Origin of the sequence: Halomonas sp. 18071143 (assembly GCF_019211725.1) — a bacterium.
In the GTDB taxonomy this organism is placed as follows: domain Bacteria; phylum Pseudomonadota; class Gammaproteobacteria; order Pseudomonadales; family Halomonadaceae; genus Vreelandella; species Vreelandella stevensii.
On record NZ_CP078120.1, the window covers coordinates 1,892,360 to 1,915,222 of the forward strand.

Below are 22,863 nucleotides of genomic sequence, written 5' to 3' on the forward strand. Positions count from 1 at the left end.
TTTTAAGCACTTCATCAAACGGCGTTGACAGCCTCTGCTGGCTTACCTACTATCACCTGACCACTTAGCAGAATCAAATACCGCATAGCAAAACACATTGTAGCAAAACGTAACAACCCGATAGCAACCATCACAACCACAATAAAGGAGCATGAAAATGCATCCATTTGCTCACCGCCTGCTCATCGCCACCCTGCCGCTTTCTCTACTGGGCGCTGCCGTCAGCCACGCCAGTGAAGTAGAGCTGCCGCGCACCATGGCCTGGACGGCCTACGGCACCAACTCCAGCGGCTACGCCCAGGCCGTTGCCATCGGCAACATGCTGCAGAACCATTACGGCGCTTCGGTGCGTATTCTGCCCGGCGACAACGACGTTTCCCGCATGACGCCCCTGAAACAAGGGCGTGTCGACCTGTGCGCCTGCGGCATCGCCAGCTACTACGGCGCCGAAGGGGTCATGATGTTCGCCGACCGCGACTGGGGCCCGCAGCCGCTGCGCGTCATTACCACGTCTACCGCGTCGTTCGGCCTGTCATTGGCCGTGGCCGGCGACCTTGGCGTTGAAACCCCAGCGGACCTGGCCGGCAAGCGCATTGCCTACATCCGTGGTGACGATGCCTTGAATAAAGGCACCGAGGCGTATCTGGCCTTCGGTGGGCTCACCTGGGACGATGTCGAGCGCGTCGACTATCCGGGCTACGGACGCTCCTTCGACGGCATCATCGCCGGTGATGTGGATGCCTCCTTCACGACGACCGTGACGCCCCCTGCGCAGCAGCTGGCCAGCAGCCCCAGAGGCATCAGCTGGCCGGTACTCGACCCAAACGATGAAGCAGGCTGGGAGCGCATGGCAGCAGTTGCACCCTATTTCCAGCCCCATGAAGTCACTGCAGGCGCAGGCGGCATCAGCGCCGACAACCCGGTCCCCAGCGCCAGCTACCCTTATCCCATCGTCGTGGCCAATCAGGACCTGGATGACAAGGTCGCCTATGGTTTGATTCGAGCCATGAATGACCATTACGACGATTACAAGGACAATGCGCCGGGAGCCGTGGGCTACGCGCTGGAGTACCAGGATCTACAGTGGGTGGTGCCGTTCCACGATGCGGTGGTGGAGTACTACAAGGAAATCGATGTATGGACCGATGACATGCAGGCTCACCAGGATCAGCTGGTCGAGCGGCAAAATGTCCTGCTGCAAGCCTGGGAGGCGTTCATGGCAGACGCACCCAGCGACTCGGACGCGTTCACTACCGAGTGGATGACGGCCCGCGCCTCGGCATTGACCGACGCCGGATTCGAGCCGATTTTCGAGTAACTCGCCACGGGGCGGCGCTCGCCACCCCAGCTGATTGATGGAACGCCTTATGACCACCGATACCGCGCCTGCCAATACTCCGCAGGTCAAAGAAAAGATCAGCCAAATCCGCGAGCTGCCACCCGCGCTTCGCTGGGTTCCCGCCACCGTCACCGTGCTGCTGATGATGATGACGCTGGATTACCTGTTCAACTGGGGCTGGCTCACCTTCGTGACCGGGCTCGAGACCCAGTTCTATTACGCAGTGGTGGCACTGCTGCTGCCGCTGGTCTTTCTGCTATGGCCCATGCTCAGCCGTCAGCAGGACCAGCCCATCCCCTGGTACGACTACCTGCTCAGCGCCGTCACTTTGCTGATTGGCAGCTACTTCGTCTATAACGCGGTGTCCATTCTCGAGCGCGGCTGGGCGTTTTCGGCCCCGGACATCGCCATTTACGCCAGCTACGCTTACTGGATTCTCATCATCGAAGCTGCCCGCCGGGCGGGCGGCCTGCCGATTGCCATCATTGCCGGGCTGTTCTCTCTTTACCCCTTGGTGGCGGATATCGTGCCGGGCCCGATTCAAGCGTTTCCGTCCAGCCTGTCTGAAACGGCCATGTACCATACCATGAGCACCGAGAGCATCATGGGGGTGCCACTGCAGGCCTTTGCCGGGCTGGTCATCGGTTTTCTGGTGTTTGGCGTCGTGCTGCAAAAAAGCGGCGGCGGCAAGTTTTTCATCAATCTGGCCTTTGCTCTGCTGGGCCATGTGCGCGGCGGCCCTGCCAAGGTATCGATTTTCTCCAGCGGCCTGATGGGCTCCATGAGCGGCAGCGTGATCAGCAACGTGCTGACCACCGGGGTGCTGTCGATCCCTGCCATGCGCCGCATCGGCATGAGCCGTTCGTTCGCTGGCGGTGTCGAAGCCTGTGCCTCCACCGGGGGCGTGCTGATGCCACCGGTCATGGGCGCCACCGCCTTCGTCATGGCCATGTTTCTGGACGTGCCCTACTCCACCATTGCGCTGGCCGCCGTCATACCCTCGATTCTCTACTTTCTGGGGCTTTTCATCCAGATCGACGCTTACGCTGCCCGCCACGATATCAAGGGGTTGCCTGCGGTAGAGCTGCCGTCGGTCTGGCAAACCCTCAAGGAGGGCTGGTACTTCATCTTCGTCTTTGGCCTGCTGGTGTGGATGCTGCTGGTCATGCAGCGCGAAGCGGTGGCACCATTCTACGCAACCGCCCTGCTGCTGGTACTCAACCAGCTTTCCCGCCAGAACCGCTGGGGATGGAAGGATGTTGCCGACACGCTCTCTTCGGCCGCCAAGCTGTTTGCCGAACTCATCGCCATTCTGGCAGGGGTCGGCATGCTGGTGGGCGCGCTCTCCATGACCGGCCTTTCAGGCACCATTGCCAACGACTTCATCAACATCGCCGGAGGCAGCGTACCGCTGCTGCTGATCATGGGGGCGGTCACCAGCTTCGTGCTGGGCATTGGCATGACCGTGACCGCAGCCTACATCTTCCTGGCCGTGGCGCTGGCCCCGGCGCTGATTCAAGGCGGCGGTCTGGACCCCATGGCAGTGCACATGTTCATTCTCTACTGGGGCATGTTGAGCTTCATCACGCCCCCCGTGGCGCTGGGGGCTTTTGCCGCCGCCACGGTGGCGGGCGCCCGCCCCATGGAGACCGGCCTACAGGCCATGCGTCTGGGCAGCGTGATCTACTTCATTCCCTTCCTGTTCGTCCTCAATCCGGCGCTGATCATGCAGGGCGAGCCTCTGATGATCGTCGCCGTATTCATTCAGGCCATCATCGGCATCATCCTGTTCGCATCGGCCATGCAGGGCTATCTGATGGGCGTCGGGCGGCTGGGATACGGCATGCTGCAAGAGGCGGTCATTCGTGGTCTGGTGCTGGTAGCGGGCCTGCTGCTGGCGCTCCCCGGGGGCGGTATGGTTCCGCTGAGCCAGTGGGAGTTGATTGGCCTGGCCGCGGCAGCACTATTGCCAGGGGTTGCCCTTGCGCGACTTAGCCAGCGCCATCACCAGCGTTCGCTGACGGCCAACGCTTGATACCCACCACGAGGAGATATCATGAACACAAGAACAACGCTTACCCTCGCCCTCAGTAGCGTCACCGCTGGCCTGCTGGCAGCGGGCAGCGCCAGCGCCATGCCCAGCACCTTGAACTGGACGGCGTATGGCACGGGCACCAGCGGTCACGCCCAGATCATGGCGATCAGTCAGCTGCTTCAGGAGGAGCATGGCACTCAGTCCCGGGTCATTCCCGGTGAAAACGACACCATGCGCATGACGCCGCTCAAAACCGGCCGCGTGGATCTGTGTGCCTGCGGCATTGCCAGCTACTACGGCTCGGAAGGCGTCATGATGTTTGCCGGACCGGACTGGGGTCCACAGCCCATACGGGTCATTTCCACCGCCATGGCCAGCTTCGGTCTGGGGATGGCGGTAGCTGGCGACGTGGAGATCGACTCCATCGCCGACCTCAAGGGCAAACGGCTAGCCTACCTGCGTGGCGACGATGCCCTGAACAAGGCCGCCGAAGCCTATCTGGCGTTTGCCGGGCTGACCTGGGATGATGTGCAGCGTGTCGATTTTCCCGGTTACAACGCCGCCTTCGACGGCATCATCAGCGGCCGTGCCGATGCGGCGATTACCACCACGGTCACTCCGGCGGCCCAGCGCTTGGCGGCCAGCCCACGCGGCTTGCAGTGGCCAGCGCTACCCGCAGACGATGACGCAGGCTGGGCACGCATGCTGGAGGTAGCCCCCTACTTTCAGCCCCATGACGTGACCTCTGGCGCGGGCATCGATGCCGAGCAGCCGCTGGCCAGCGCCAGCTACCCCTACCCGATCATGGTGAGTAACGCCGACCTGGCACCGGACACCGTTACCGGGCTGATCACTACGCTGGTGGAGTCCTTTGACGACTACAAGGACAACGCCCCCGGCGCCAGCGGCTATGCGCTGGAAAACCAGAACATGACCTGGGTGGTGCCCTTCCACGATGCCGTGGTGGCTTACTACCAACAGACCGGCGTGTGGAACGATGCCATGGAGGCCCATCAGAACGCCCTGGTAGCGCGGCAACAGTTGTTGATGGAGACCTGGGAAGCGTATCAAGCCGATGCCCCCGAAGACGAAACGGCGTTCATCGACGGCTGGATGCAGGTGCGTCGCACCGCGCTGGAAGAGGCTGGGTTGAACCCGGTGTTCTAGGGCCAGCGGTGAGCTGATTTACGCTGTCGCGGTGGGTGTCCCATGCGCACCTCATCGCCAGGCCTACCTCAACAAGCCTGCCTCACGCCGCGCTTCATATTTCGCCTCATCTTTTACCCAAGGCCGCCACTGTGCGGCCTTTTATTCGAAGCCATAAATTCCGCAATGCAAAACAATGTTTTGAATTATTGACTCCAGCGGCGTCTTTCGCCATGATCGATGTATATTCCAAATAACAATGTTTAGTTTCATATAGCGAAACACGGGAGCCATCATGAGTGTTCACTACCAGCGGCATGGCGAGGTGGGTGTCATCAGTATCGCCAACCCACCGGTCAACGCTTTGAGCCAGGCCGTGCGGCGCGGTTTGCTCGACGCGCTGCAAGCAGGCATCGCCGACCAGCAGGCACAGGCGCTGGTGGTCATGGCCGAGGGGCGCACGTTCATCGCCGGGGCAGATATCCGCGAATTTGGCAAACCGCCCCAGGCGCCGCTTCTGCCAGACGTGATTAGCCAACTGGAAGCATGTCCCAAACCGCTGGTGGCATCGCTGCACGGCACGGCGCTGGGGGGTGGCCTGGAAGTCGCGCTGGGCTGTCACTATCGCGTGGCGCTGGCAAGCACTCGTGTTGGCTTGCCAGAAGTGAAGCTCGGCCTGCTGCCCGGCGCAGGCGGCACCCAACGTCTACCCCGGCTGACGGGTGTGGCAAATGCGCTGGACATCATCACCAGCGGGCGTTTCGTGGAGGCTACGGAAGCCCATGCCATCGGAATCCTCGATGCCATCAGCGACGCCGCAACGCCGCTGGAAGCCGGGCTTGCCGCTGCACGAGCAGTGCTGGCGGGAGAGCAGACAACGCGTATTACCGGGCAGCTCCCCGCACCCGACGCCGACCCTCAGGCCATGGCTACCATGCGGGCGCAGCTTGAAAGCAGCGTCCCGGAGCTGTTTTCGCCGTTTCGCATCGTCGAAGCCATCGATGCCTGCACCCAAGCAGCGTCGCTGGAAGAGGGCCTGCGCCAGGAGCGGGCACTGTTTCTGGCCTGTATGGACTCCCCACAACGGGCAGGACTGATCCACCTCTTTTTTGCCGCCCGAAGCCCTCACCTGGTACCCGGCGTAGAGAACGCGGCCCCCTTCACCCAGCTAGCCCTGATCGGTGAACACCCGCTGTTCGACACGCTGCAGCAGGCCGCCCAGCGGGCGGGGATAACGCTGACACCCGCAGACGCCAACACCGAACTGTGCCTGCTGGCGCCCGGCGCGGATGCCAGCACCTGCCCCGGCCAAGCCGTCACGCTAGCGCTGCGGCAACTTCCTGCCCCCATCAGCGCAGCCCTTGACGCAGCCATTGACACTCACATCGACATAGACCTGCCCTCGGCCTCCTTGAGCCTGGTGCTGGCTGAGCATGGCGCCTTCCATGAACTGGTCAATCACCACGCCAGCGCGCTGGACCAGCAGCGGGCGGCGTTAACCCTCAAGGCATTGCGGGCCAATGTGGTCGTGACGCGCTCCCCTGGCGTGCTGAGTACCCTGCATGACGCCGCCGCACAAGCGCCTGCCCAGGGCACCCAAACGGCGCTGGAGCAAGCCAGCCTGGCCTTGGCCCAGCAGGGAGCCTGCTACCGGGAAAGCGATATCGATCTGCTTTCGGTGGAAGCCATGGGCTACCCCCGGCATTCAGGCGGGGCTCACCGCCAGGCCACGCTGGCCCAGCCCGCCTCCGACACCTCATCGACCACTGCCAGGAATGCACACTCATGAACCTGACGTTTAGCCCCGAAGAGCAGGCGTTCCGCGAGGAAGTCCGCCAATTTCTCAGCGACTCACTGCCCGAGGACATCCGTGAGCGGGTGCGTCTAGGGCGCCATTTGCGCGCCGACGACCACCTGCGCTGGCAGAACATTCTCAGTGAACGGGGGTGGCTCGCCGCCAACTGGCCAGTCGAACACGGTGGCCCGGGCTGGGGGCCGGTGCAGCGGCATATCTTCGATGAAGAGTGCGCTGCCGCCCACGCTCCCACGGTCGTCCCCTTTGGTGTCAACATGGTGGCACCGGTGATCATGAAGTTCGGCAGCGTCGCGCAGCAGCAACACTACCTGCCGCGCATTCTCGACAATCAGGATTGGTGGTGCCAGGGCTACTCCGAGCCGGGCGCTGGCTCGGACCTGGCCGGATTGTCGACCCGTGCGGTGCGTGACGGTGACCACTATGTGGTCAACGGCCAGAAAACCTGGACCACCCTGGGTCAGCACGCCAACATGATGTTCTGCCTGGTACGCACCGATCCCCAAGCCAAAAAGCAGGCAGGCATCAGCTTTTTATTGATCGATATGCAGACCCCCGGCATTACCGTGCGCCCGATCATCACCCTCGACGGTGCCCATGAAGTCAACGAGGTGTTCCTCGATAACGTGCGCGTACCGGTGGAGAACCGCGTGGGTGACGAGGGCCAGGGCTGGACCTGCGCCAAGTTCCTGCTCACCCACGAGCGCACCGGCATTGCCGGGCTGGGCCACGCCAAGCAGGCGCTGCGCCATTTGAAGTCGCTGGCCTCCCGTATGCAGCATCGCGGCAAGCCGCTGCTGGCACTGCCCAGCTTTCGCCAACGGGTGGTCAAAGCCGAGCTGGAGCTGATGGCGCTGGAAGTCACCAACCTGCGGGTGATTGCCGCCTCCCGGGAGGGCGGCGTTCCCGGGGCAGAAAGCTCCCTGCTGAAAGTACGCGGCTCGGAGCTGCGTCAGGAGCTCAGCGAACTGACCCGCCGGGCGCTGGGGCCTGCCGCGCTGCCGTTCTTTCCCGAGTTTCTCCACGGTGACGACACGTTGGAAGACGCCGCCGCCCAGAGCGCTGCTGCCAGCGCTCAGTATTTCAATCGGCGTAAGCTGTCGATTTATGGCGGGGCCAACGAGATTCAAAAGAGCATCGTCGCTAAAACCATTCTAGGCATGTAAGGGGTCACCATGGATTTCGCACTCACCGACGAGCAGCGCATGCTCGAAGAGACACTGACACGCCTGGTGGCCGACCAGGTATCCCCCGAACAGCGCCGCGCCCTGCTGGAAGCGCCGTCACACGCCGCCAGCCCCCTGTGGCGTACCTTTGCCGAACTGGGGCTGCTGCATATGCCGTTCAGCGAAGACGTTGGAGGGCTGGGCGGCGACGGCACCGACCTGATGATCATCATGCAGGCACTGGGGCGCGGCCTGGTCCCGGAAGCCTACCTGTTTGGGCTGGTCATGCCCGGGCAACTGCTGGCGCTATGTAGCAGTCCGGCACAGCAGGCACGCTGGCTGGCCCCACTGCTGGAAGGCGAGCACCAGCTTGCCCTTGCCTGGCAAGAGCACGCCGCCCGCTATGACGCGTTCGATATATCGACCCACGCGCGCCAGCACAACGGCCAGTGGCTGCTCAACGGCCGCAAGGACGTGGTCATGAACCTGGCCAATGCCGCCGCCACGCTGGTCACCGCCCAACTGCCCAATGGCCAGCTAGGCATGTTCATCGTGCCTGCCGAGGCCCCGGGCGTTTCGCAGCGCACCTATCGCACCATGGATGACCAGCCCGCCGGTGACATGATGTTGGACGATGTGGCCCTGCCGCTGGAGCACTGCCTGAGCGAAGACGCCGGTGAGGCACTGGCAGAGGTATTGGCCCTGGGCCGGGCAGCGCTGTGCGCCGACGCCATCGGCGCCATGGAAACCGCCTGCGACCAGACGCTGGCGTACCTGAAAGAGCGCAAGCAGTTTGGCCTGCCGCTGGCCACGTTTCAGGCGCTGCAGCACCGCATGGTGGACATGCACCTGCACCTGGAGCAGTCGCGCTCCATGGCGATTCTTGCCGCCACCAGCCTCTCACTGCCCGCCCAGGAACGGGATGCAAAGCTGGCCGCGGCCAAGGCGTACTGCGGTGAATCAGCGCGTTTCATTGCCGAACAGGCCATTCAGCTGCACGGCGGCATGGGCATGACCGAAGAGTGCTACGTGGCCCACTATGCCAAGCACCTGGTCATGTTCGATCACTACCTGGGCGATAGCGACTTCCACCTTGAAACGCTGAGCGAACAGCTGGACGCCGCCTGAGGAGCCGAATATGAGTCAGCAAGCCACGCCGCTGGTACGGGTCCACCCAACAGCAGACGGTATTACCCACATCGCCATTGCGCGCCCAGCGGTGCGCAATGCCCTCAACGAGCCCACGGCCCTGGCACTCAACGAAGCCGTTGCCAGGGCGGCGGCGGACTCACAGGTGCGCTGTGTGATTCTCAGCGGCGAAGGCAGCGCCTTCTGCGCCGGTGCCGACCTGGCAGAGTTCGAGAAAGCCACCACACAGCCCGCCAGCGAGCGGCTGGCGACGCTCTTTCTTCCTGCGCTGCGCACCATGATGACCATGGAGAAACCGGTGATCGCAGCGGTCAGCGGTGCCGCTGCGGGGATTGGCGTCTCCTATGTGCTGGCCAGCGACATGGTGGTCATGGGCCGCTCGGCGTACCTGAAGTTGGCTTTTATCAATATTGGCCTGATTCCTGATGGCGGCGCATGCTGGCATTTGGTGCGCAAGCTGGGTCATGCCCAGGCCTTTGAAATGGCGGCGCTGGCCACCCCCATCGACGCCGAGCGCTGCGTGGCGCTGGGTCTGGCCAATCGAGCGGTGGAGGATGATCAGGTGCTAGCGGAGGCCCGAGGGCTGGCGCAGGCGCTGGTGGCGCAATCTCCCCAGGCGCTGGGAGCCACGAAACGCGCCTTGCGACAGGCAGCCAACCTGTCGCTCGACGACACCTTGACGCTGGAAGGCTCGCTGCAGGATGCCTGTAAAGCCACGGAGGATTTTCAAGCGCGCGTGGCCGCCTTTCGTCAGCGCCGTCGTAACTGATCCCGTGCGTGTTGGTAATCCGCCCGCAGCGTGGCCACTTCTTCGGCCACGCTGTTGAGCGTCGTGATACCGCCCACCCCCTGCCCTGCGCCCCAAATATCCCGCCACGCCTTGGCTTTGCTGCTGCCACCTGATCCATAGCGCATGGCGCTCTTGTCGCCCTCGGGCAGCGCATTCGGGTCCAGCCCGGCCAGCTCGATGCTCTGGCGAAGATAGTTGCCGTGCACGCCGGTAAACAGGTTGGTGTAGACGATATCCCCGGCAGCAGCCTCCAGCACCATCTGCTTATAAGCAGGCTGGGCATTGGCTTCCCGGGTAGCAATGAAGCGCGTGCCCATGTACACCATGTCCACGCCCAGCGCCTGCGCGGCGGCGATCTGCTCGCCTTTGGTAATCGCACCCGCCAGCACCAGAGGCCCATCGTAGAACTGCCGAACCTCGGCCACGAAGGCAAAAGGGTTGAGCCGCCCCGCATGGCCGCCTGCGCCATGGCACACCAGAATCAGCCCATCCACTCCGGCATCGATGGCTTTTTGGGCGTGCCTGATCGTCGTCACATCGTGAAACACCAGGCCGCCGTAGGCGTGTACCTGCTCGACCACCCGGTTGGGCGCATGCAGGCTGGTGATGATCAGCGGCACCTTGAACTCCGCGCACAGCGCTACATCGTGGTCCAGGCGGTCATTGGTGGGGTGCACGATCTGATTCACCGCAAACGGTGCCGCGGGCTCTTGCGGGTGCTGAGCGTTATAGGCGTCCAGCGTCGCGGTAATCTGCTGCAGCCACTCCCGAAGCACTTCCGCAGGCCTGGCGTTCAGCGCCGGAAACGCGCCAATAATCCCCGCCTGACACTGGGCAATGACCAGCTCAGGGCCAGAAACGATAAACATGGGAGAGCCGATCACCGGCAGCGTCATTGAGGCAGTCAGTTGGGTTAGCATAAGCTACTCGCTAATTGTTATTAAAAGCTGGAAGCGAAAAAAGCCCCTTTCGGGGCTTTTTAGAGGAGGTTTACAGCTTGCTCTCCAGCTCCGGCAGGATCTCGAACAGATCCCCCACCAGGCCGTAGTCAGCCACCTGGAAGATCGGCGCTTCTTCGTCCTTGTTGATCGCGACGATCACCTTGGAGTCTTTCATGCCCGCCAAGTGCTGAATCGCACCTGAAATACCCACCGCAATATAAAGCTCAGGCGCGACGATCTTGCCGGTCTGGCCCACCTGCATGTCGTTGGGCACGAAGCCTGCATCCACCGCCGCACGGGACGCGCCAATGGCCGCGCCCAGCTTGTCGGCAATGCCGTCCAGCAGCTTGAAGTTCTCGCCATTGCCCATGCCGCGGCCGCCGGAGATCACGACCTTGGCACCGCCGAGTTCCGGGCGGTCGCTTTGTGCCAGCTCCTGCTTCACAAAGCTGGACTGGGCGTTGTCGACGACCACGTCCACGGCTTCCACGCTGGCGCTACCGCCGCTGCCTACCGCATCGAAGGCGGTGGTGCGCACGGTGATGACTTTCAGCGGATCGTCGCTTTTCACCGTAGCGATGGCGTTACCGGCATAGATCGGGCGCAGAAAGGTATCAGCGCTTTCGACGCCAATCACTTCCGACAGTTGGCTGACGTCTTTCAGTGCCGCCAGGCGCGGCAGGACGTTTTTACCCGTGGTGGAGGCGCTGGTCAGCACGTGGGTGTAGTCGTCGGCCAGGGCGACCAGCAGCGCGCCCATGGGCTCGGCAAGCTGATGGGCGTAGACGGCGTTGTCTGCCACGCGCACCTTGCTCACGCCGTCGAGTGTCGCGGCGGCTTCGGCGGCGGCCTGGACGCCTTCACCGGCGACCAGTACATCGATATCGCCACCGATCGCCTGGGCGGCTGCCACGACGTGGGCGGTGGCGCTGGCCAGTTGGCCGTCATGCAGGTCGGCAAGTACCAGAATGCTCATGAGATCAGTTCCTTTCAAAGCGCGTTATCTAAGCACGTTGTCAAAGCACTTTGGCTTCGTTTTTCAGTTTGTCGATCAGCTCGTCCACCGAGGCGACCTTGATACCGCCCTTGCGCTCGGCGGGTGACTCGACCTTGAGCAGCGTGACGTTCGACGCGACCTCGACCCCATAGTCGGCGGGGGTCTTGACGTCCAGCGGCTTTTTCTTGGCCTTCATGATGTCCGGCAGCTTGGCATAGCGCGGCTCGTTGAGACGCAGGTCAGTGGTGACGATGGCCGGGAGTGTCAGCGCGACGGTTTGCAGGCCACCGTCGATTTCACGGGTCACGTTGACCTTGTCGCCATCGATGGCGACTTCCGAGGCAAACGTACCCTGGGGCAGATTGGTCAGCGCCGCCAGCATCTGGCCGGTCTGGTTGTTGTCGGTGTCGATGGCCTGCTTGCCGAGGATAACGAGGCCGGGCTGCTCTTCGTCCACCACTTTGGCCAGCAGTTTGGCCACCGCCAGCGATTCGGCGCGCGCGTCGGTCTCGATGTGGATAGCGCGATCGGCGCCCAGCGCCAGCGCGGTGCGCAGCTGCTCCTGGGCGGCCTTGGGGCCTACCGTCACGGCGACCACTTCGCTGGCCGCCCCCTTCTCTTTCAAACGCACGGCCTCTTCCACGGCGATTTCGCAGAAGGGGTTCATGGCCATCTTGACGTTGGTCAGATCCACATCGGAGTGATCCGCCTTGACGCGGATCTTGACGTTGTAGTCGATGACGCGTTTTACCGCGACGAGGATTTTCATAAGGCATGCTCCCACGATTGAATCATCAGCTTCTTAGCTCTTCAGCTTTCTAGCCTTAGTTCCGCATAGTAAAATAATATTTCACTTTATAAAAGAAACAATAAAAAAACGCCTGCCAAAGGTCAAGCGTTTCAGACAACGACCGCCTGCTAAAACGGCGACCAGCCAAACCAGAGCGCCAGTAGCGGAATCGACGCCACCAAAAAACGCCCATTCCAGCGGTAGCCAATACGGGTCGCGGGCACGCCGGTAAAGCGCGACAGAATCAGCATCGACGCCGTCATGGGCGACGACATCAGCGCCAGTGCCCAACCCACCATCAACGACGCCCCGATCAGCGCTGGTGTCAGCCCCGGGATGTCCAGAGTGGGCAGCAGGCCCACCAACAGCGTCACGGTGACGATAGGATTGACGCCTATTTGCGCCAGCCCCACGACCATCAGCATCGCCAGGACTGCGTTGAAGGTGCCCAGCGGGCCGAGCACCGCCAGCAGTGGCCCAAGCTGTTGGGCATCCACCAGGCCCACGCACAGATGCCCCAGGTAGCCCGCCGCCCCCAGCACCACGATCTCGTTGGCGCTGGGCGACAGCAGCCAGGGGAGCTGGCGATGAACCGCCGTTAGCGCTGCAGGCAGCCCGGCGTAACCCAGCCGGCGCCGCTGCCAGGCAAGCCATAGCAGCGCCCCGCTGGGGGCTCCCAGCAGTGCGGCAATCGGCAGACGCACGTCGAGCAGCCAGGCCAGCGAAAATACCAGTGCCACGATGCCGATCAGCAGCACACTGAACTGGGCCAGAGGGCGTAGCGAGGGGGAAACAGAGGACTTGTTGGCGGGCGGATGCGGACCCGTCAGGTAATCCACCGCCCAGCCTGCCATGAAAATCAGCCCAGCCGCTCCCATAATGTAAGGGGCTAGCTGTAACCAGGTGACCTGGGGAAGACTGGAAAGCACCACGGCCACCCCGATGCCCATGGGCGAAATCAGCGGGGCCAGCGAAAAGCCGCGCAATAACGCCAGCATCATACGACGCTGGCGCGCCTGCTGCACCCAGGTACGGCCTTGGGCGGCGCTCAGGGTATTGCTCTTTTCGATCATGGCGGCAAACAGGTTGAGCACGCCAATGTTCAGAATGATCCCAAACAGCGCCGACCCCAGCGAGAGAATCGGGTAGCGGCGGCCCGGGGGCTGCAGCAGCATGCTCTGGCCACAGCGGCGCACCAGACGGGAGCGATAGGCGGGCAACCTGAGCATACTGAGCGCCACCACGAAAGTGGCAAAGAACGCAAAGCGTCCACTTGCCTCGAACAGCAGTTGGCCGGGGGTTGGCGAGCGCCACAGCGCCAGCAAAGTCAGAAGGCCCGCTGCACACAGCAGCCCCTTGGCCATACGCGTCAACTGGCCTCGCAGGGTCGCCAGGTAGAGCAGCAGCGCGACAATGCCCACGGCCTGCCACAGCACGCTGCCCCCTACCAGATGGATCAGGGTAGCCAGCGTTACCAGCAGCAGACAGGAGACCCGCACACGGGCTGGGCTCACTCGTTTGGCTCCTCCGCCTGTGGGTCCGGCATGCCGTGAGCCGACTCGCTGCCGCTGCGGCGGCGAAACGACCCCTCGCCCATGGCCACGAGGCGGCCCTGGTCATCGACGATGTCACCGCTGGTCATGTAGGTCTTTTGGCCGCCCCCGCGCAGGGTGCCCGTGGCGCGCAATACGCCCTGCCGGGCGGGCCCCACGAAGGTGGTGGTCAGCGACAGCGTCATGCCACGACGAATGTTGCCCGGCACATCGCAGTGCAGGCCCGCCAGGCTCAGCGCGCTATCCAGCATCGAGGCCAGCACGCCGCCGTGGACGTTGCCGCTGCGGTTCAGGTGCTTGGACTCGATGGTGAGTTCCACCACCGCGCGCCCCTCTTGCCACTCGACTACGTGCATCCCCAGCAATTCGTGATAGCCCATCAGCGCCTGGGGCGTGGTCGAGGCGCTTGGGCTGTCTGTTTCGCTCATGAGGCGCTCTCCTGCTGGGCCAGATCCCGCAGCCGCCCTTTCAAAATTTTCCCGCTGGCGGTGGAAGGCAGTGACTCCATCAAGACAATTTGAGTCGGCCGTTTGTAAGGCGCCAGCCGTTCGGCAATGAAAGCTTTGAGTTCGGCCATATCGACCTCGATACCCGGCTCGCACTGAACGAACGCCACCACTTCCTCATTGCCCGCCACCTGCCGCCCCACCACGGCGGTCAGGGTGACTGCCGGGTGCTCGTTGATCACCGCCTCCACATCCGGCGGGTAGATATTGAAGCCCGAACGGATGATCAGCTCTTTGCTGCGGCCCACGATATAGAGCCGATCGTCGTGATCCAGCCTGGCGATGTCGCCGGTATTGAGCCAGCCATCTTCCGTCAGGGTGGCGCGGGTCGCCTCCGGCTGGCGGAAATAGCCTTTCATGACGTTGGGGCCACGCACCCAGAGCTCGCCCACTTCTTCTCCTGCGTTCTCGGTGGTGCCGTGACTGCCCAAGGGCTCCAGCCGATACTCCAGCAGCGGCAGCACCCGGCCCACGGTGCTGCTCTGGTGGCGGTCGTCGATACGCGTCTGGCTGATGGTCGGGCTGGCTTCGGTGAGGCCATAACCATTGTGCAGGGTCAGACCAAACGCGGCCTCGACCCGGGTCTTGGTATCGCTGTCCAGGGGTGAACCGCCTGCCGAGATATAAATGAGCGCCGGTGCTTCCAACGCCCGCTGCTCGCGCTTAAGGTACTCCAGGGCCCGAGCGTACATGGCGGGCACCCCCTGCAGTACGGTAATGCGCTCCTCTTTTAAAGTGGCCAGCAGGTGCGGCGCCTCGAAGCGCGGTACGGTATACAGGCAAGCCCCGTTGTACAGCGAGCCCATGCACACCGACGAGAGGCCAAACACATGGGACATGGGCAGCACGCCATACACCCGCTGCCCTTCGTTGAGATGGCGCATGCCGCCGGAAATCGAGGCGATATACAGAATGCCACGATGGGTGAGCATCACGCCTTTCGGCGTGCCGGTGGTGCCCGAGGTGTAGATCATCGCCGCCACCTGTTCGGCACCGCTGGCTTCTACGGGCTCGGGCTCACTATCGCACAGTGGCGAAATGGCCAGGCTACCCAGTTGAGGGTGCTGGTAACGGTCGGCTGCGTGGCGCTGGGCGTGCTGAACCGCTTCGGCAGAGGCTTCACAGGTATAGAAGATACGCCGAGGCTGGCAATTCCCGCGAATCGCGTCCACCTCTTGCGCCGACAAGCGCGAGTTGACGATGGCTACCCAGACGTCCAGTTCACTGGCGGCCAACAGCAACACCACCAGTGCCCGACAGTTTTCACTGACCGTCATGATCCGGTCGCCGGGGCGAACGCCCAAGGCGCCCAGCCACTCGCAGGCGGCCCGAATCTCCTGGCCCAGCTCGGCGTAGCTCCAGCGGACGCTGCCATCCACCAGCGCGGGGTGATCCGCCAGGCGCTGAGCGTTTTCCAGCACGCGGGTGCTCAAGCGCTCGGGCAGCTCCGCCAGCAGCTCGCTCGCTAGGCGGCCAAAGATCGTCTCGTCTGGCGCTTGGTAAGGGACCGACAGAGCCATCAGGACGCCTCCCGCACCATGTTGCGCGCGATCACCAGCTGCTGGATCTGCGTCGTGCCTTCGTAAATGCGGAACAGACGCACATCGCGATAAAAGCGCTCTACGGCGTATTCCGACATGTAACCTGCTCCGCCATGAACCTGCACGGCTCGGTCGGCCACGCGGCCGACCATTTCGGCACAGAACAGTTTGCAGCAGGAGGCCAGGGTGGAGACGTTTTCGCCATCGTCCTTGCGTCTGGCGGCGTCCATCACCATGGTTTTGCCCGCATAGGCCTCGGTCTTGCTATCCGCCAGCATCGCCTGCACCAGCTGGTGCTCTGCCAGCGGCGCGCCAAACTGCTTGCGCTCCATGGTGTAGCGCAGCGACTCTTCCACCAGCCGTTCGGCCACGCCCACGCACACCGCAGAGATATGCAGCCGCCCACGGTCGAGCACCTTCATGGCAGTCTTGAAGCCCTGGCCCTCTTGACCGCCAATGATGTTCTCAGCGGGCACCCGGCAGTTGTCGAAAATGATATCGCAGGTATGCGCGCCCTTCTGGCCCATCTTGTTATCTGCCGGGCCACGCATCAGGCCTGGCGTATCGCCCTCAACGATAAACGCCGAGATACCGCCCGCGCCCTTGTTGTCCGGGTCGGTACGCGCCATCACGGTGAACAGGTCGGCTTCCGGGCCGTTGGTGATATAGCGCTTGGTGCCGTTCAAGAGGTAGTGGTCGCCATCGCGGACGGCGGTGGTGCGCAGGCTGGCAGCATCCGACCCAGAGTCGGGCTCGGTGAGGCAGAACGAGCTGAGAATCTCGCCGGTGGCCAGCCGCGGCACGTATTTGGCTTTCTGGGCGTCGGTGCCATCGATCAAGATCCCCTGGGCGCCGATGCCGTTATTGGTACCAAACACCGAACGAAACGCCGGGGAGGTCTTGCCGATCTCCATGGCTACCAGAGCTTCCTCTTCCATGGTGAGACCGAGGCCGCCGTACTCTTCGGGGATCGACAGGCCGAACAGCCCCATCTCCTTCATCTCGGCCAGGATCTCGGCGGGCACTGCATCCTCTTCGGCCAGCCGGGCCTCATTGGGAATCAAACGCTCCCGGACGAAACGGGCAATGGTATCAACCAACTGATTCAGCAGTTCGGGATCACGGATCATGACGGCTCCTCGGGCAACGATATTTTTATGGTTGGCGTTTTCGGGGCAGCGATGTCTGCCAATGCGCTTGATAGATGGTCGACACCTCTGCCCTGCACACTGCCTCGCCTAGTTGTTTTGCATGGCGAAACCAGCACTCACTCTCTTGTCAGGCACTTTTGCATAGCCTAGGATGGCAGTCAATAAACGAAATACTATTTTGCAATGCAGAACAAAAACGCTCACAGCGAGGATGTTGACCCATGTCCAATGACCCAATCGCCCATTCGTTCACCACCCTCGGCATTGTCGGCACGGGGGCCATGGGGAGAGGCATCGCCCAGCTCGCCGCGCAGGCGGGTCTGAAGGTCATGCTATTTGATGTCAAGGAAGGCGCGGTGGCGGAAGCGAAAGCCTTTATTCAAGGGTTATGGCAACGCAGCGCCGACAAGCAGCGAATGACCCAGGTTCAGGCCGAGCAGTATGGCGAGCGACTGGTCGAGGCCCGCGACCTCGCCGCCTTGGCCCCTTGCGACATCGTCGTCGAAGCCATTGTCGAGAAGCTGGACGCCAAACAGGAATTGTTTGGCGATTTGGAGAGCATCGTTCGCCAGGATGCCGTGCTGGCCACCAACACTTCTTCGCTGTCGGTGACCGCGATTGCGGCCGCCTGCCAGCACCCGGAACGGGTGATTGGCTTTCACTTCTTCAACCCGGTACCGCTGATGAAAATCGTCGAGGTGATTCCAGGGCTGAGAACGGATCACAGCGTTACCCAGCGGGTCGATGCGCTGGGGTCTGCCATGGGCCACTTCACCGCCCAGGCCACCGACACCCCCGGTTTTCTGGTCAACCACGCCGGGCGCGCCTTTGGCACCGAAGCGCTGCGTATTCTGAGCGAGAGCGTGGCCGCCCCCGCCACCATTGATCGCATCATGGTCGACCAGGGCGGCTTTCGCATGGGGCCGTTCACGCTGCTGGACCTGACCGGTCTCGACGTTTCCCATGCGGTGATGGAATCGGTGTACCACCAATATTATGAAGAGCCGCGCTTTCGGCCCTCACCCCTGACCCGCCAGCGGCTTTCGGCGGGGCTGCTGGGGCGCAAGACCGGCGAAGGCTTCTACCGCTACGTGGAGGGCCAGCAGCAGATGCCAGAAGAGCGCCCCCGCCAAGCGACGCCTGCTTGCCCGGTATGGATCAGCCAGGAGGACCCGGACAGCGCCGCTCAGCTTGCCGAGCTGGTCGAAGCTGCAGGCTGGCCGCTGGAGAGCGGGCAGCAGCCTTCCCCCGAGGCGCTGTGCCTGTTGACGCCGCTGGGTGAAGACACCACCCAGTGCGCCCTGCGCCAGGGCCTGAACGCCGAGCAGTGCGTGGCGGTGGACATGCTGGCAGGGCTGGAAAAGCGCCGCAGTCTGATGGCGTCGCCCGTGACCCGCGCCAGCCTCATTGAGGCCGCAGCCAGCCTGCTCAATGCCGATGGCACGCCGGTCAGCACACTTCAGGACAGCAATGGCTTCGTGCTGCAGCGGGTGGTGGCCTGCATCGTCAATGTCGGGGCAGATATCGCTCAGCAAGGGGTCGCAGCGCCTGCCACCATCGACCGAGCGGTAGAACTCGGTTTGGGCTATCCGTTCGGTCCGCTACGCATGGGCGACCACTACGGCGCCTCGCGCATCCTGACCATTTTGCACAACCTGCTGGACGCCACCGGCGACCCCCGCTACCGCCCCAGCCCGTGGCTGCGCCGCCGCGCTGCGCTAGGCATGTCCCTGACGAACGGGCCAACGGGCTGACACCCCCCAGTTACCAATACGGCTCACCCAAACAAGGAGAACAACCATGCAAGACGCCTATATCTACGACGGATTACGCACCCCTTTTGGCCGCCATGGCGGCAGCCTGGCGGCCATTCGCCCGGATGAGTTACTGGGATTGACATTAAAAGCGCTGGTGGCGCGCAATCCGTTTGCCCCTGAAAGCTACGAAGAAGTGCTGGCGGGCTGCACCAACCAGGCGGGTGAAGACTCTCGCAACGTGGCCCGCCACGGGGCGCTGCTGGCGGGCCTGCCCATCGACGTCGCGGGACAGACGGTCAACCGGCTGTGCGGCAGCGGCCTGGCCGCCATGATGGACGCCGCCCGGGCGGCGCGTCTGGGCGAAGGCGAGCTGTTCCTGGCGGGCGGAGTCGAGTCCATGTCGCGTGCGCCCTACGTGCTGGGCAAAGCCGACTCTCCCTACGCGCGCAATCAGCCCATGTTCGATACCGTGATTGGCTCGCGCTTCCCCAACCCGTGGCTTGCCAAAGAGTACGGCAGCCACAGCATGCCGGAAACCGCCGATAACATCGCCCACGACCTGAACATTGGCCGCGACGCCAGCGACGCTTTTGCCGCCCGCTCCCAGGCTCGCTACGCCCAGGCTTTGGCCAACGGTTTTTATGACGGCGAGATGTTCGGCGTCGAAGTGCCCCAGGGGCGCAAACAGCCGCCACTGATGGTGGACAAGGACGAGCACCCCAGGCCGGAAAGCACCGAAGAGAAACTGGCCAGGCTGGGTGCGCTGTTCGACAACGGCGTCGTGACCGCAGGCAACGCTTCCGGGTTGAACGACGGCGCCGCGGCGCTGATCGTCGGCACCTTGGCTGCGGGCGAGCGTGCCGGAATTGCCCCCCGCGCCCGTATCGTGGCCAGCGCCGTGGCGGGCGTTGCCCCTCGGGTGATGGGCCTGGGGCCGGTGCCCGCGTCGCAAAAAGCGCTGGCCCGGGCAGGCCTTGAGCTGGCACAGATGGACGTCATCGAAATCAATGAGGCCTTTGCGGTGCAGGTGCTGGGCTGCATTCAGCAGCTCGGGCTTTCCGCCGATGACCCACGCCTGAACGCCAACGGCGGCGCCATTGCCATCGGCCATCCGCTGGGTGCCTCGGGCGCGCGCCTGGCCCTCACGGCCCTGCGCCAGCTGGAAGCCACCGGCGGGCGCTATGCGCTGGTGACCATGTGTATCGGCGTGGGTCAGGGCATTGCCACCATCATCGAGCGCCTGGAGCGCTGACGCAGGCCAAGCGTTGATGGCATTTGTCATCACGCTTTGCATCGCCCCAGCGCAGGTATGCGATACTTGCCACTCAATGAACGATTAGCCGAGACGCTTGATGGAACCCACCGACGCCGCTGCTGATGAGCCGCAACCCTCCGAAAAAGACCGCAACTTCGTCACCGCGCTGGCGCGTGGGCTGGAACTGCTCCGCGCCTTTGGAACGGGCGAGGAGTACCTGGGCAATGCGGAGCTCTCCAATCGCACCCGCATTCCCCGCCCCACGGTGTCACGGCTGACCTACACGCTGACCCAGCTTGGCTACTTGCAGCATAACCGCCATCTGGAAAAGTACCGCCTGGGGCCAGGGGTGCTGGCACTGGGCTACCGCTTTCTGGCCAACATGGGGATACGCGAAATCGCCCGCCCCCATCTGCAGCAGTTTGCCGATGCCACCGACTGTAACGTCAGCCTGGGCAGTGCCGACCGGAGCGACATAGTGTATCTGGAAACCTGCCATGGCCACGGCCCGCTGATCATTCGCCTGGACGTGGGCTCCCGGCTGCCCATCGCCACGTCGGCCATCGGGCGCGCGTGGCTTTGCGGGCTGTCTGGCGAGCGTCGCCATCAAGTGATGCAAGAGCTGGCCGCGTTTCATGGCAGCGACTGGCCCCGCCTGCAGGCGGGCATCGAACAGAGCCTGCGCGACTATGCCGAGTACGGCTTCTGCCTCTCCGAACAGGATTGGCAGCGGGATATCAGCGCGGTGGCGATGCCACTGATTCTGGAAGATGGTGCGGAAGTCATGGCCATCAACTGTGGCGGCTCCAGCCTGCGGCTGGATCATGATCGCCTGGTCAACAATCTTGGCCCACGACTCAAGGAGGTCGCTGCCCGCATCAAGCAGGAACTCGCCCCCAAATATGGGGCTTCACGTTAATCCCGTTGCCGGCGACCTTTCATTAACGCTCGTTTGAATGCATCATGGAGCATTAATCGCCTTGTCGACACATAGGGAGCAAGGATGCCAAACGAGTGGATCACGCAACACGATGATCACATAGCGCTGCACGGGGAATGGACGCTTCGCCACTATTCGGCCTTGAGAGACACGCTGAATCGACAGCAGGAGGTCTCTGAAGCGTCTATCCAGCTGCCCGGCTTCGACAAACTGGACACGGCGGGCGCCGCGCTGGTCATCGAGCTGGTAGGCGTTGACAACGCCAAGCAGGTAAATGAGTGGGCCAGCGAGCTACCGGACGCGCAGCAAGCTCTGCTGATGCGTCTGGCCGAGGCCATGGTATCCCCGCTGGAAAATGACCAACCGCGCGCCTCTCGCGTCAGCGAAGCGCTGGCTTCCATCGGTCAGCAGATGAGCGGTTTGTGGTCTCAGCAGCGTCAACTGCTGGGGTTCATCGGTCTGGTACTGGCGGCCTTCGTCCCACTATTGTTTCGGCCTAGCCGTTGGCGCATCACCGCTACGGTGGCCCATGTGCAGCAAAGTGGCCTGAATGCCGTGCCCATCGTGGCCCTATTGACCTTCATGGTGGGGGCCGTGGTGGCATTTCTCGGGGCCACGGTGCTGGAAGACTTTGGGGCCACGGTGTACACCATCGACCTGGTGGCGTTTTCCTTCCTGCGCGAATTCGGCGTGCTGCTGGCGGCCATTCTGCTGGCGGGGCGTACCGCCAGCGCCTTCACGGCGCAGTTGGGGGCCATGAAATCCAACGAGGAGATCGATGCCCTCAAAACCCAGGGGCTGGACCCCATCGAGCTGCTGGTGCTGCCCCGGGTCATGGCCATGCTGATCAGCCTGCCCCTGCTGGCCTTCGTCGGCATGCTCAGTGGCCTGGTCGGTGGCGCCATGGTCGCCACCCTCTCGCTGGATATCTCCCTGACCCAATTCATGAACACGCTCCAGAACGATGTTTCGGTGACGCATTTTCTGGTGGGCATGAGCAAGGCCCCGGTGTTTGCTTTCGTGATTGCCGTGATTGGCTGCCTGGAAGGCTTCAAGGTCAGCGGCAGTGCCCAGTCCGTGGGTACCCATACGACCTCCAGCGTCGTACAATCCATTTTCATGGTGATTCTACTGGACGCCCTGGCGGCACTCTTTTTCATGGAGATGGGATGGTAAAGGAACACCACAAGACACCCGATGCCAGCGACGACCACGCGGCCATCACCGTCGAGGGGCTGGTCAACCGCTTTGGAAGCCACGTGGTCCATGAAGACCTCGACCTGACGCTGCAGCGCGGTGAAATTCTCGGCGTGGTCGGCGGGTCGGGCACCGGCAAATCCGTACTGCTACGCAGTATCGTCGGTCTCAAGAAGCCCGATGGAGGTCACATCGACGTGCTAGGCAACCGGCTCGACGAGCTGAGCGATGCCGAGCGCAGCCAGGTCGAACGGCGGTTTGGCGTGCTTTTCCAGCGTGGCGCCCTGTTCAGCTCGTTGACGCTACAGGAAAACGTCGCGCTCCCCCTCATCGAGCACGCTAAACTGTCCCGAGAAGAAGCCGAGTACCTGGCGCGCATCAAGCTGGCGCTGGTCGGCCTGCCCCCGCAGGCGGCGCGACAGTTCCCCGAGTCGCTGTCGGGGGGCATGGTCAAGCGCGCCGCGCTGGCTCGCGCCCTGGCCCTGGACCCTGACATTCTGTTTCTCGACGAACCCACCGCCGGGCTGGACCCGATTGGGGCCGCCGCCTTCGATCAGCTGCTGGTCACCTTGAGAGACGCCCTGGGGTTCAGCGTCTTTCTGGTCACCCACGACCTGGACACGCTCTACGCCGCCTGCGACCGCGTCGCGGTGTTATCCCAGAAGCGCGTGCTGGTGGCCGACACCCTGGAGAAAGTCGCCCAGACCGACGACGAGTGGATACAGGACTATTTCAATGGCCCCCGTGGACGCGCCGCGCAGCGCTCTGCTGAACCGACTTCCCGCGAGGAGTGAGAC

General features: G+C 63.1%; 19 protein-coding genes and 1 pseudogene. 12 read left to right on the forward strand and 8 right to left on the reverse strand.

The window, feature by feature from the left end; genetic code table 11:
* Positions 1-157 precede the first annotated feature (157 nt).
* From KVY02_RS08825 to KVY02_RS08855, 7 genes are all read left to right on the forward strand, one after another.
* Positions 158-1,318: a TAXI family TRAP transporter solute-binding subunit gene (locus tag KVY02_RS08825; RefSeq protein ID WP_218314995.1), complete on the forward strand. Its 1,161-nt coding sequence runs from the start codon at positions 158-160 to the stop codon at positions 1,316-1,318.
* Positions 1,319-1,367: 49 nt separating this feature from the next.
* Entirely contained in the window at positions 1,368-3,374 is a 2,007-nt protein-coding gene (locus KVY02_RS08830) for a TRAP transporter fused permease subunit (RefSeq protein WP_218314996.1), read from the forward strand.
* 21 nt (positions 3,375-3,395) lie between these two features.
* On the forward strand, positions 3,396-4,541 hold the full coding sequence (locus KVY02_RS08835; protein WP_218314997.1) for a TAXI family TRAP transporter solute-binding subunit: 1,146 nt from the start codon (positions 3,396-3,398) through the stop codon (positions 4,539-4,541).
* A gap of 274 nt (positions 4,542-4,815) precedes the next feature.
* Positions 4,816-6,309 (forward strand): enoyl-CoA hydratase/isomerase family protein, encoded by a 1,494-nt coding sequence (locus KVY02_RS08840; RefSeq protein WP_218314998.1) that lies wholly within the window; start codon positions 4,816-4,818, stop codon positions 6,307-6,309.
* Positions 6,306-7,499 carry an acyl-CoA dehydrogenase family protein gene (locus KVY02_RS08845; protein ID WP_218314999.1) on the forward strand — a complete coding sequence of 398 codons (1,194 nt, stop codon included), beginning with the start codon at positions 6,306-6,308 and terminating at the stop codon, positions 7,497-7,499. The genes KVY02_RS08840 and KVY02_RS08845 overlap by 4 nt, the downstream gene beginning before the upstream one ends.
* Positions 7,500-7,508: 9 nt before the next feature.
* The gene (locus KVY02_RS08850) at positions 7,509-8,627 is read left to right on the forward strand and encodes an acyl-CoA dehydrogenase family protein (protein ID WP_218315000.1); all 1,119 of its coding nucleotides are present in this window, start codon (positions 7,509-7,511) and stop codon (positions 8,625-8,627) included.
* A 10-nt stretch (positions 8,628-8,637) separates the two neighbouring features.
* The gene (locus KVY02_RS08855; protein WP_218315001.1) at positions 8,638-9,417 is read left to right on the forward strand and encodes an enoyl-CoA hydratase/isomerase family protein; all 780 of its coding nucleotides are present in this window, start codon (positions 8,638-8,640) and stop codon (positions 9,415-9,417) included.
* Here KVY02_RS08855 and KVY02_RS08860 read toward each other — a convergent pair.
* The 8 genes and pseudogenes from KVY02_RS08860 to KVY02_RS18545 all read right to left on the reverse strand — a co-directional run.
* Positions 9,399-10,358 (reverse strand): NAD(P)H-dependent flavin oxidoreductase, encoded by a 960-nt coding sequence (locus tag KVY02_RS08860; protein WP_218315002.1) that lies wholly within the window; start codon positions 10,356-10,358, stop codon positions 9,399-9,401. The two genes, KVY02_RS08855 and KVY02_RS08860, sit on opposite strands and share 19 nt — an antisense overlap.
* A 70-nt stretch (positions 10,359-10,428) precedes the next feature.
* Positions 10,429-11,355 carry an electron transfer flavoprotein subunit alpha/FixB family protein gene (locus KVY02_RS08865; RefSeq protein ID WP_218315003.1) on the reverse strand — a complete coding sequence of 309 codons (927 nt, stop codon included), beginning with the start codon at positions 11,353-11,355 and terminating at the stop codon, positions 10,429-10,431.
* Between the two features lie 40 nt (positions 11,356-11,395).
* Entirely contained in the window at positions 11,396-12,145 is a 750-nt protein-coding gene (locus tag KVY02_RS08870; RefSeq protein WP_218315004.1) for an electron transfer flavoprotein subunit beta/FixA family protein, read from the reverse strand.
* A 149-nt stretch (positions 12,146-12,294) separates the two neighbouring features.
* On the reverse strand, positions 12,295-13,680 hold the full coding sequence (locus KVY02_RS08875; protein WP_218315005.1) for a hypothetical protein: 1,386 nt from the start codon (positions 13,678-13,680) through the stop codon (positions 12,295-12,297).
* The gene (locus KVY02_RS08880; protein ID WP_218315006.1) at positions 13,677-14,147 is read right to left on the reverse strand and encodes a PaaI family thioesterase; all 471 of its coding nucleotides are present in this window, start codon (positions 14,145-14,147) and stop codon (positions 13,677-13,679) included. Before KVY02_RS08880 ends, KVY02_RS08875 begins: the two co-directional genes overlap by 4 nt.
* Positions 14,144-15,745, reverse strand: coding sequence for a class I adenylate-forming enzyme family protein (locus KVY02_RS08885; protein ID WP_189463137.1), 1,602 nt, complete (start codon positions 15,743-15,745; stop codon positions 14,144-14,146). Before KVY02_RS08885 ends, KVY02_RS08880 begins: the two co-directional genes overlap by 4 nt.
* Complete coding sequence (locus tag KVY02_RS08890) at positions 15,745-16,569, reverse strand: acyl-CoA dehydrogenase family protein (protein WP_371317421.1); 825 nt, start codon at positions 16,567-16,569, stop codon at positions 15,745-15,747. Before KVY02_RS08890 ends, KVY02_RS08885 begins: the two co-directional genes overlap by 1 nt.
* Before the next feature lie 36 nt (positions 16,570-16,605).
* Positions 16,606-16,923: pseudogene (locus KVY02_RS18545) on the reverse strand (acyl-CoA dehydrogenase family protein); the annotation flags it as partial.
* Positions 16,924-17,138: 215 nt separating this feature from the next.
* On the opposite strand from KVY02_RS18545, the gene KVY02_RS08895 reads away from it, so the two are divergent.
* The 5 genes from KVY02_RS08895 to KVY02_RS08915 all read left to right on the forward strand — a co-directional run bounded on the left by KVY02_RS08895 (position 17,139) and on the right by KVY02_RS08915 (position 22,860).
* The gene (locus tag KVY02_RS08895; RefSeq protein ID WP_218315007.1) at positions 17,139-18,671 is read left to right on the forward strand and encodes a 3-hydroxyacyl-CoA dehydrogenase; all 1,533 of its coding nucleotides are present in this window, start codon (positions 17,139-17,141) and stop codon (positions 18,669-18,671) included.
* A 46-nt stretch (positions 18,672-18,717) separates the two neighbouring features.
* Positions 18,718-19,926, forward strand: a complete 1,209-nt coding sequence (locus tag KVY02_RS08900; RefSeq protein WP_218315008.1) for a 3-oxoadipyl-CoA thiolase — start codon at positions 18,718-18,720, stop codon at positions 19,924-19,926.
* Positions 19,927-20,026: 100 nt separating this feature from the next.
* On the forward strand, positions 20,027-20,848 hold the full coding sequence (locus tag KVY02_RS08905) for an IclR family transcriptional regulator (RefSeq protein WP_218315009.1): 822 nt from the start codon (positions 20,027-20,029) through the stop codon (positions 20,846-20,848).
* A gap of 84 nt (positions 20,849-20,932) precedes the next feature.
* Entirely contained in the window at positions 20,933-22,045 is a 1,113-nt protein-coding gene (locus KVY02_RS08910; RefSeq protein ID WP_218315010.1) for an MlaE family ABC transporter permease, read from the forward strand.
* Positions 22,039-22,860: an ABC transporter ATP-binding protein gene (locus KVY02_RS08915; protein ID WP_081194312.1), complete on the forward strand. Its 822-nt coding sequence runs from the start codon at positions 22,039-22,041 to the stop codon at positions 22,858-22,860. The genes KVY02_RS08910 and KVY02_RS08915 overlap by 7 nt, the downstream gene beginning before the upstream one ends.
* Positions 22,861-22,863 lie beyond the last annotated feature (3 nt).

Bases quoted from the DNA above. Each gene is read 5' to 3' on its own strand.
- KVY02_RS08825 (WP_218314995.1), top strand. From the start codon at position 158: ATGCATCCATTTGCTCACCGCCTGCTCATCGCCACCCTGCCGCTTTCT.
- KVY02_RS08830 (WP_218314996.1), top strand. From the start codon at position 1,368: ATGACCACCGATACCGCGCCTGCCAATACTCCGCAGGTCAAAGAAAAG.
- KVY02_RS08835 (WP_218314997.1), top strand. From the start codon at position 3,396: ATGAACACAAGAACAACGCTTACCCTCGCCCTCAGTAGCGTCACCGCT.
- KVY02_RS08840 (WP_218314998.1), top strand. From the start codon at position 4,816: ATGAGTGTTCACTACCAGCGGCATGGCGAGGTGGGTGTCATCAGTATC.
- KVY02_RS08845 (WP_218314999.1), top strand. From the start codon at position 6,306: ATGAACCTGACGTTTAGCCCCGAAGAGCAGGCGTTCCGCGAGGAAGTC.
- KVY02_RS08850 (WP_218315000.1), top strand. From the start codon at position 7,509: ATGGATTTCGCACTCACCGACGAGCAGCGCATGCTCGAAGAGACACTG.
- KVY02_RS08855 (WP_218315001.1), top strand. From the start codon at position 8,638: ATGAGTCAGCAAGCCACGCCGCTGGTACGGGTCCACCCAACAGCAGAC.
- KVY02_RS08860 (WP_218315002.1), bottom strand. From the start codon at position 10,358: ATGCTAACCCAACTGACTGCCTCAATGACGCTGCCGGTGATCGGCTCT.
- KVY02_RS08865 (WP_218315003.1), bottom strand. From the start codon at position 11,355: ATGAGCATTCTGGTACTTGCCGACCTGCATGACGGCCAACTGGCCAGC.
- KVY02_RS08870 (WP_218315004.1), bottom strand. From the start codon at position 12,145: ATGAAAATCCTCGTCGCGGTAAAACGCGTCATCGACTACAACGTCAAG.
- KVY02_RS08880 (WP_218315006.1), bottom strand. From the start codon at position 14,147: ATGAGCGAAACAGACAGCCCAAGCGCCTCGACCACGCCCCAGGCGCTG.
- KVY02_RS08885 (WP_189463137.1), bottom strand. From the start codon at position 15,745: ATGGCTCTGTCGGTCCCTTACCAAGCGCCAGACGAGACGATCTTTGGC.
- KVY02_RS08895 (WP_218315007.1), top strand. From the start codon at position 17,139: ATGTCCAATGACCCAATCGCCCATTCGTTCACCACCCTCGGCATTGTC.
- KVY02_RS08900 (WP_218315008.1), top strand. From the start codon at position 18,718: ATGCAAGACGCCTATATCTACGACGGATTACGCACCCCTTTTGGCCGC.
- KVY02_RS08905 (WP_218315009.1), top strand. From the start codon at position 20,027: ATGGAACCCACCGACGCCGCTGCTGATGAGCCGCAACCCTCCGAAAAA.
- KVY02_RS08910 (WP_218315010.1), top strand. From the start codon at position 20,933: ATGCCAAACGAGTGGATCACGCAACACGATGATCACATAGCGCTGCAC.
- KVY02_RS08915 (WP_081194312.1), top strand. From the start codon at position 22,039: ATGGTAAAGGAACACCACAAGACACCCGATGCCAGCGACGACCACGCG.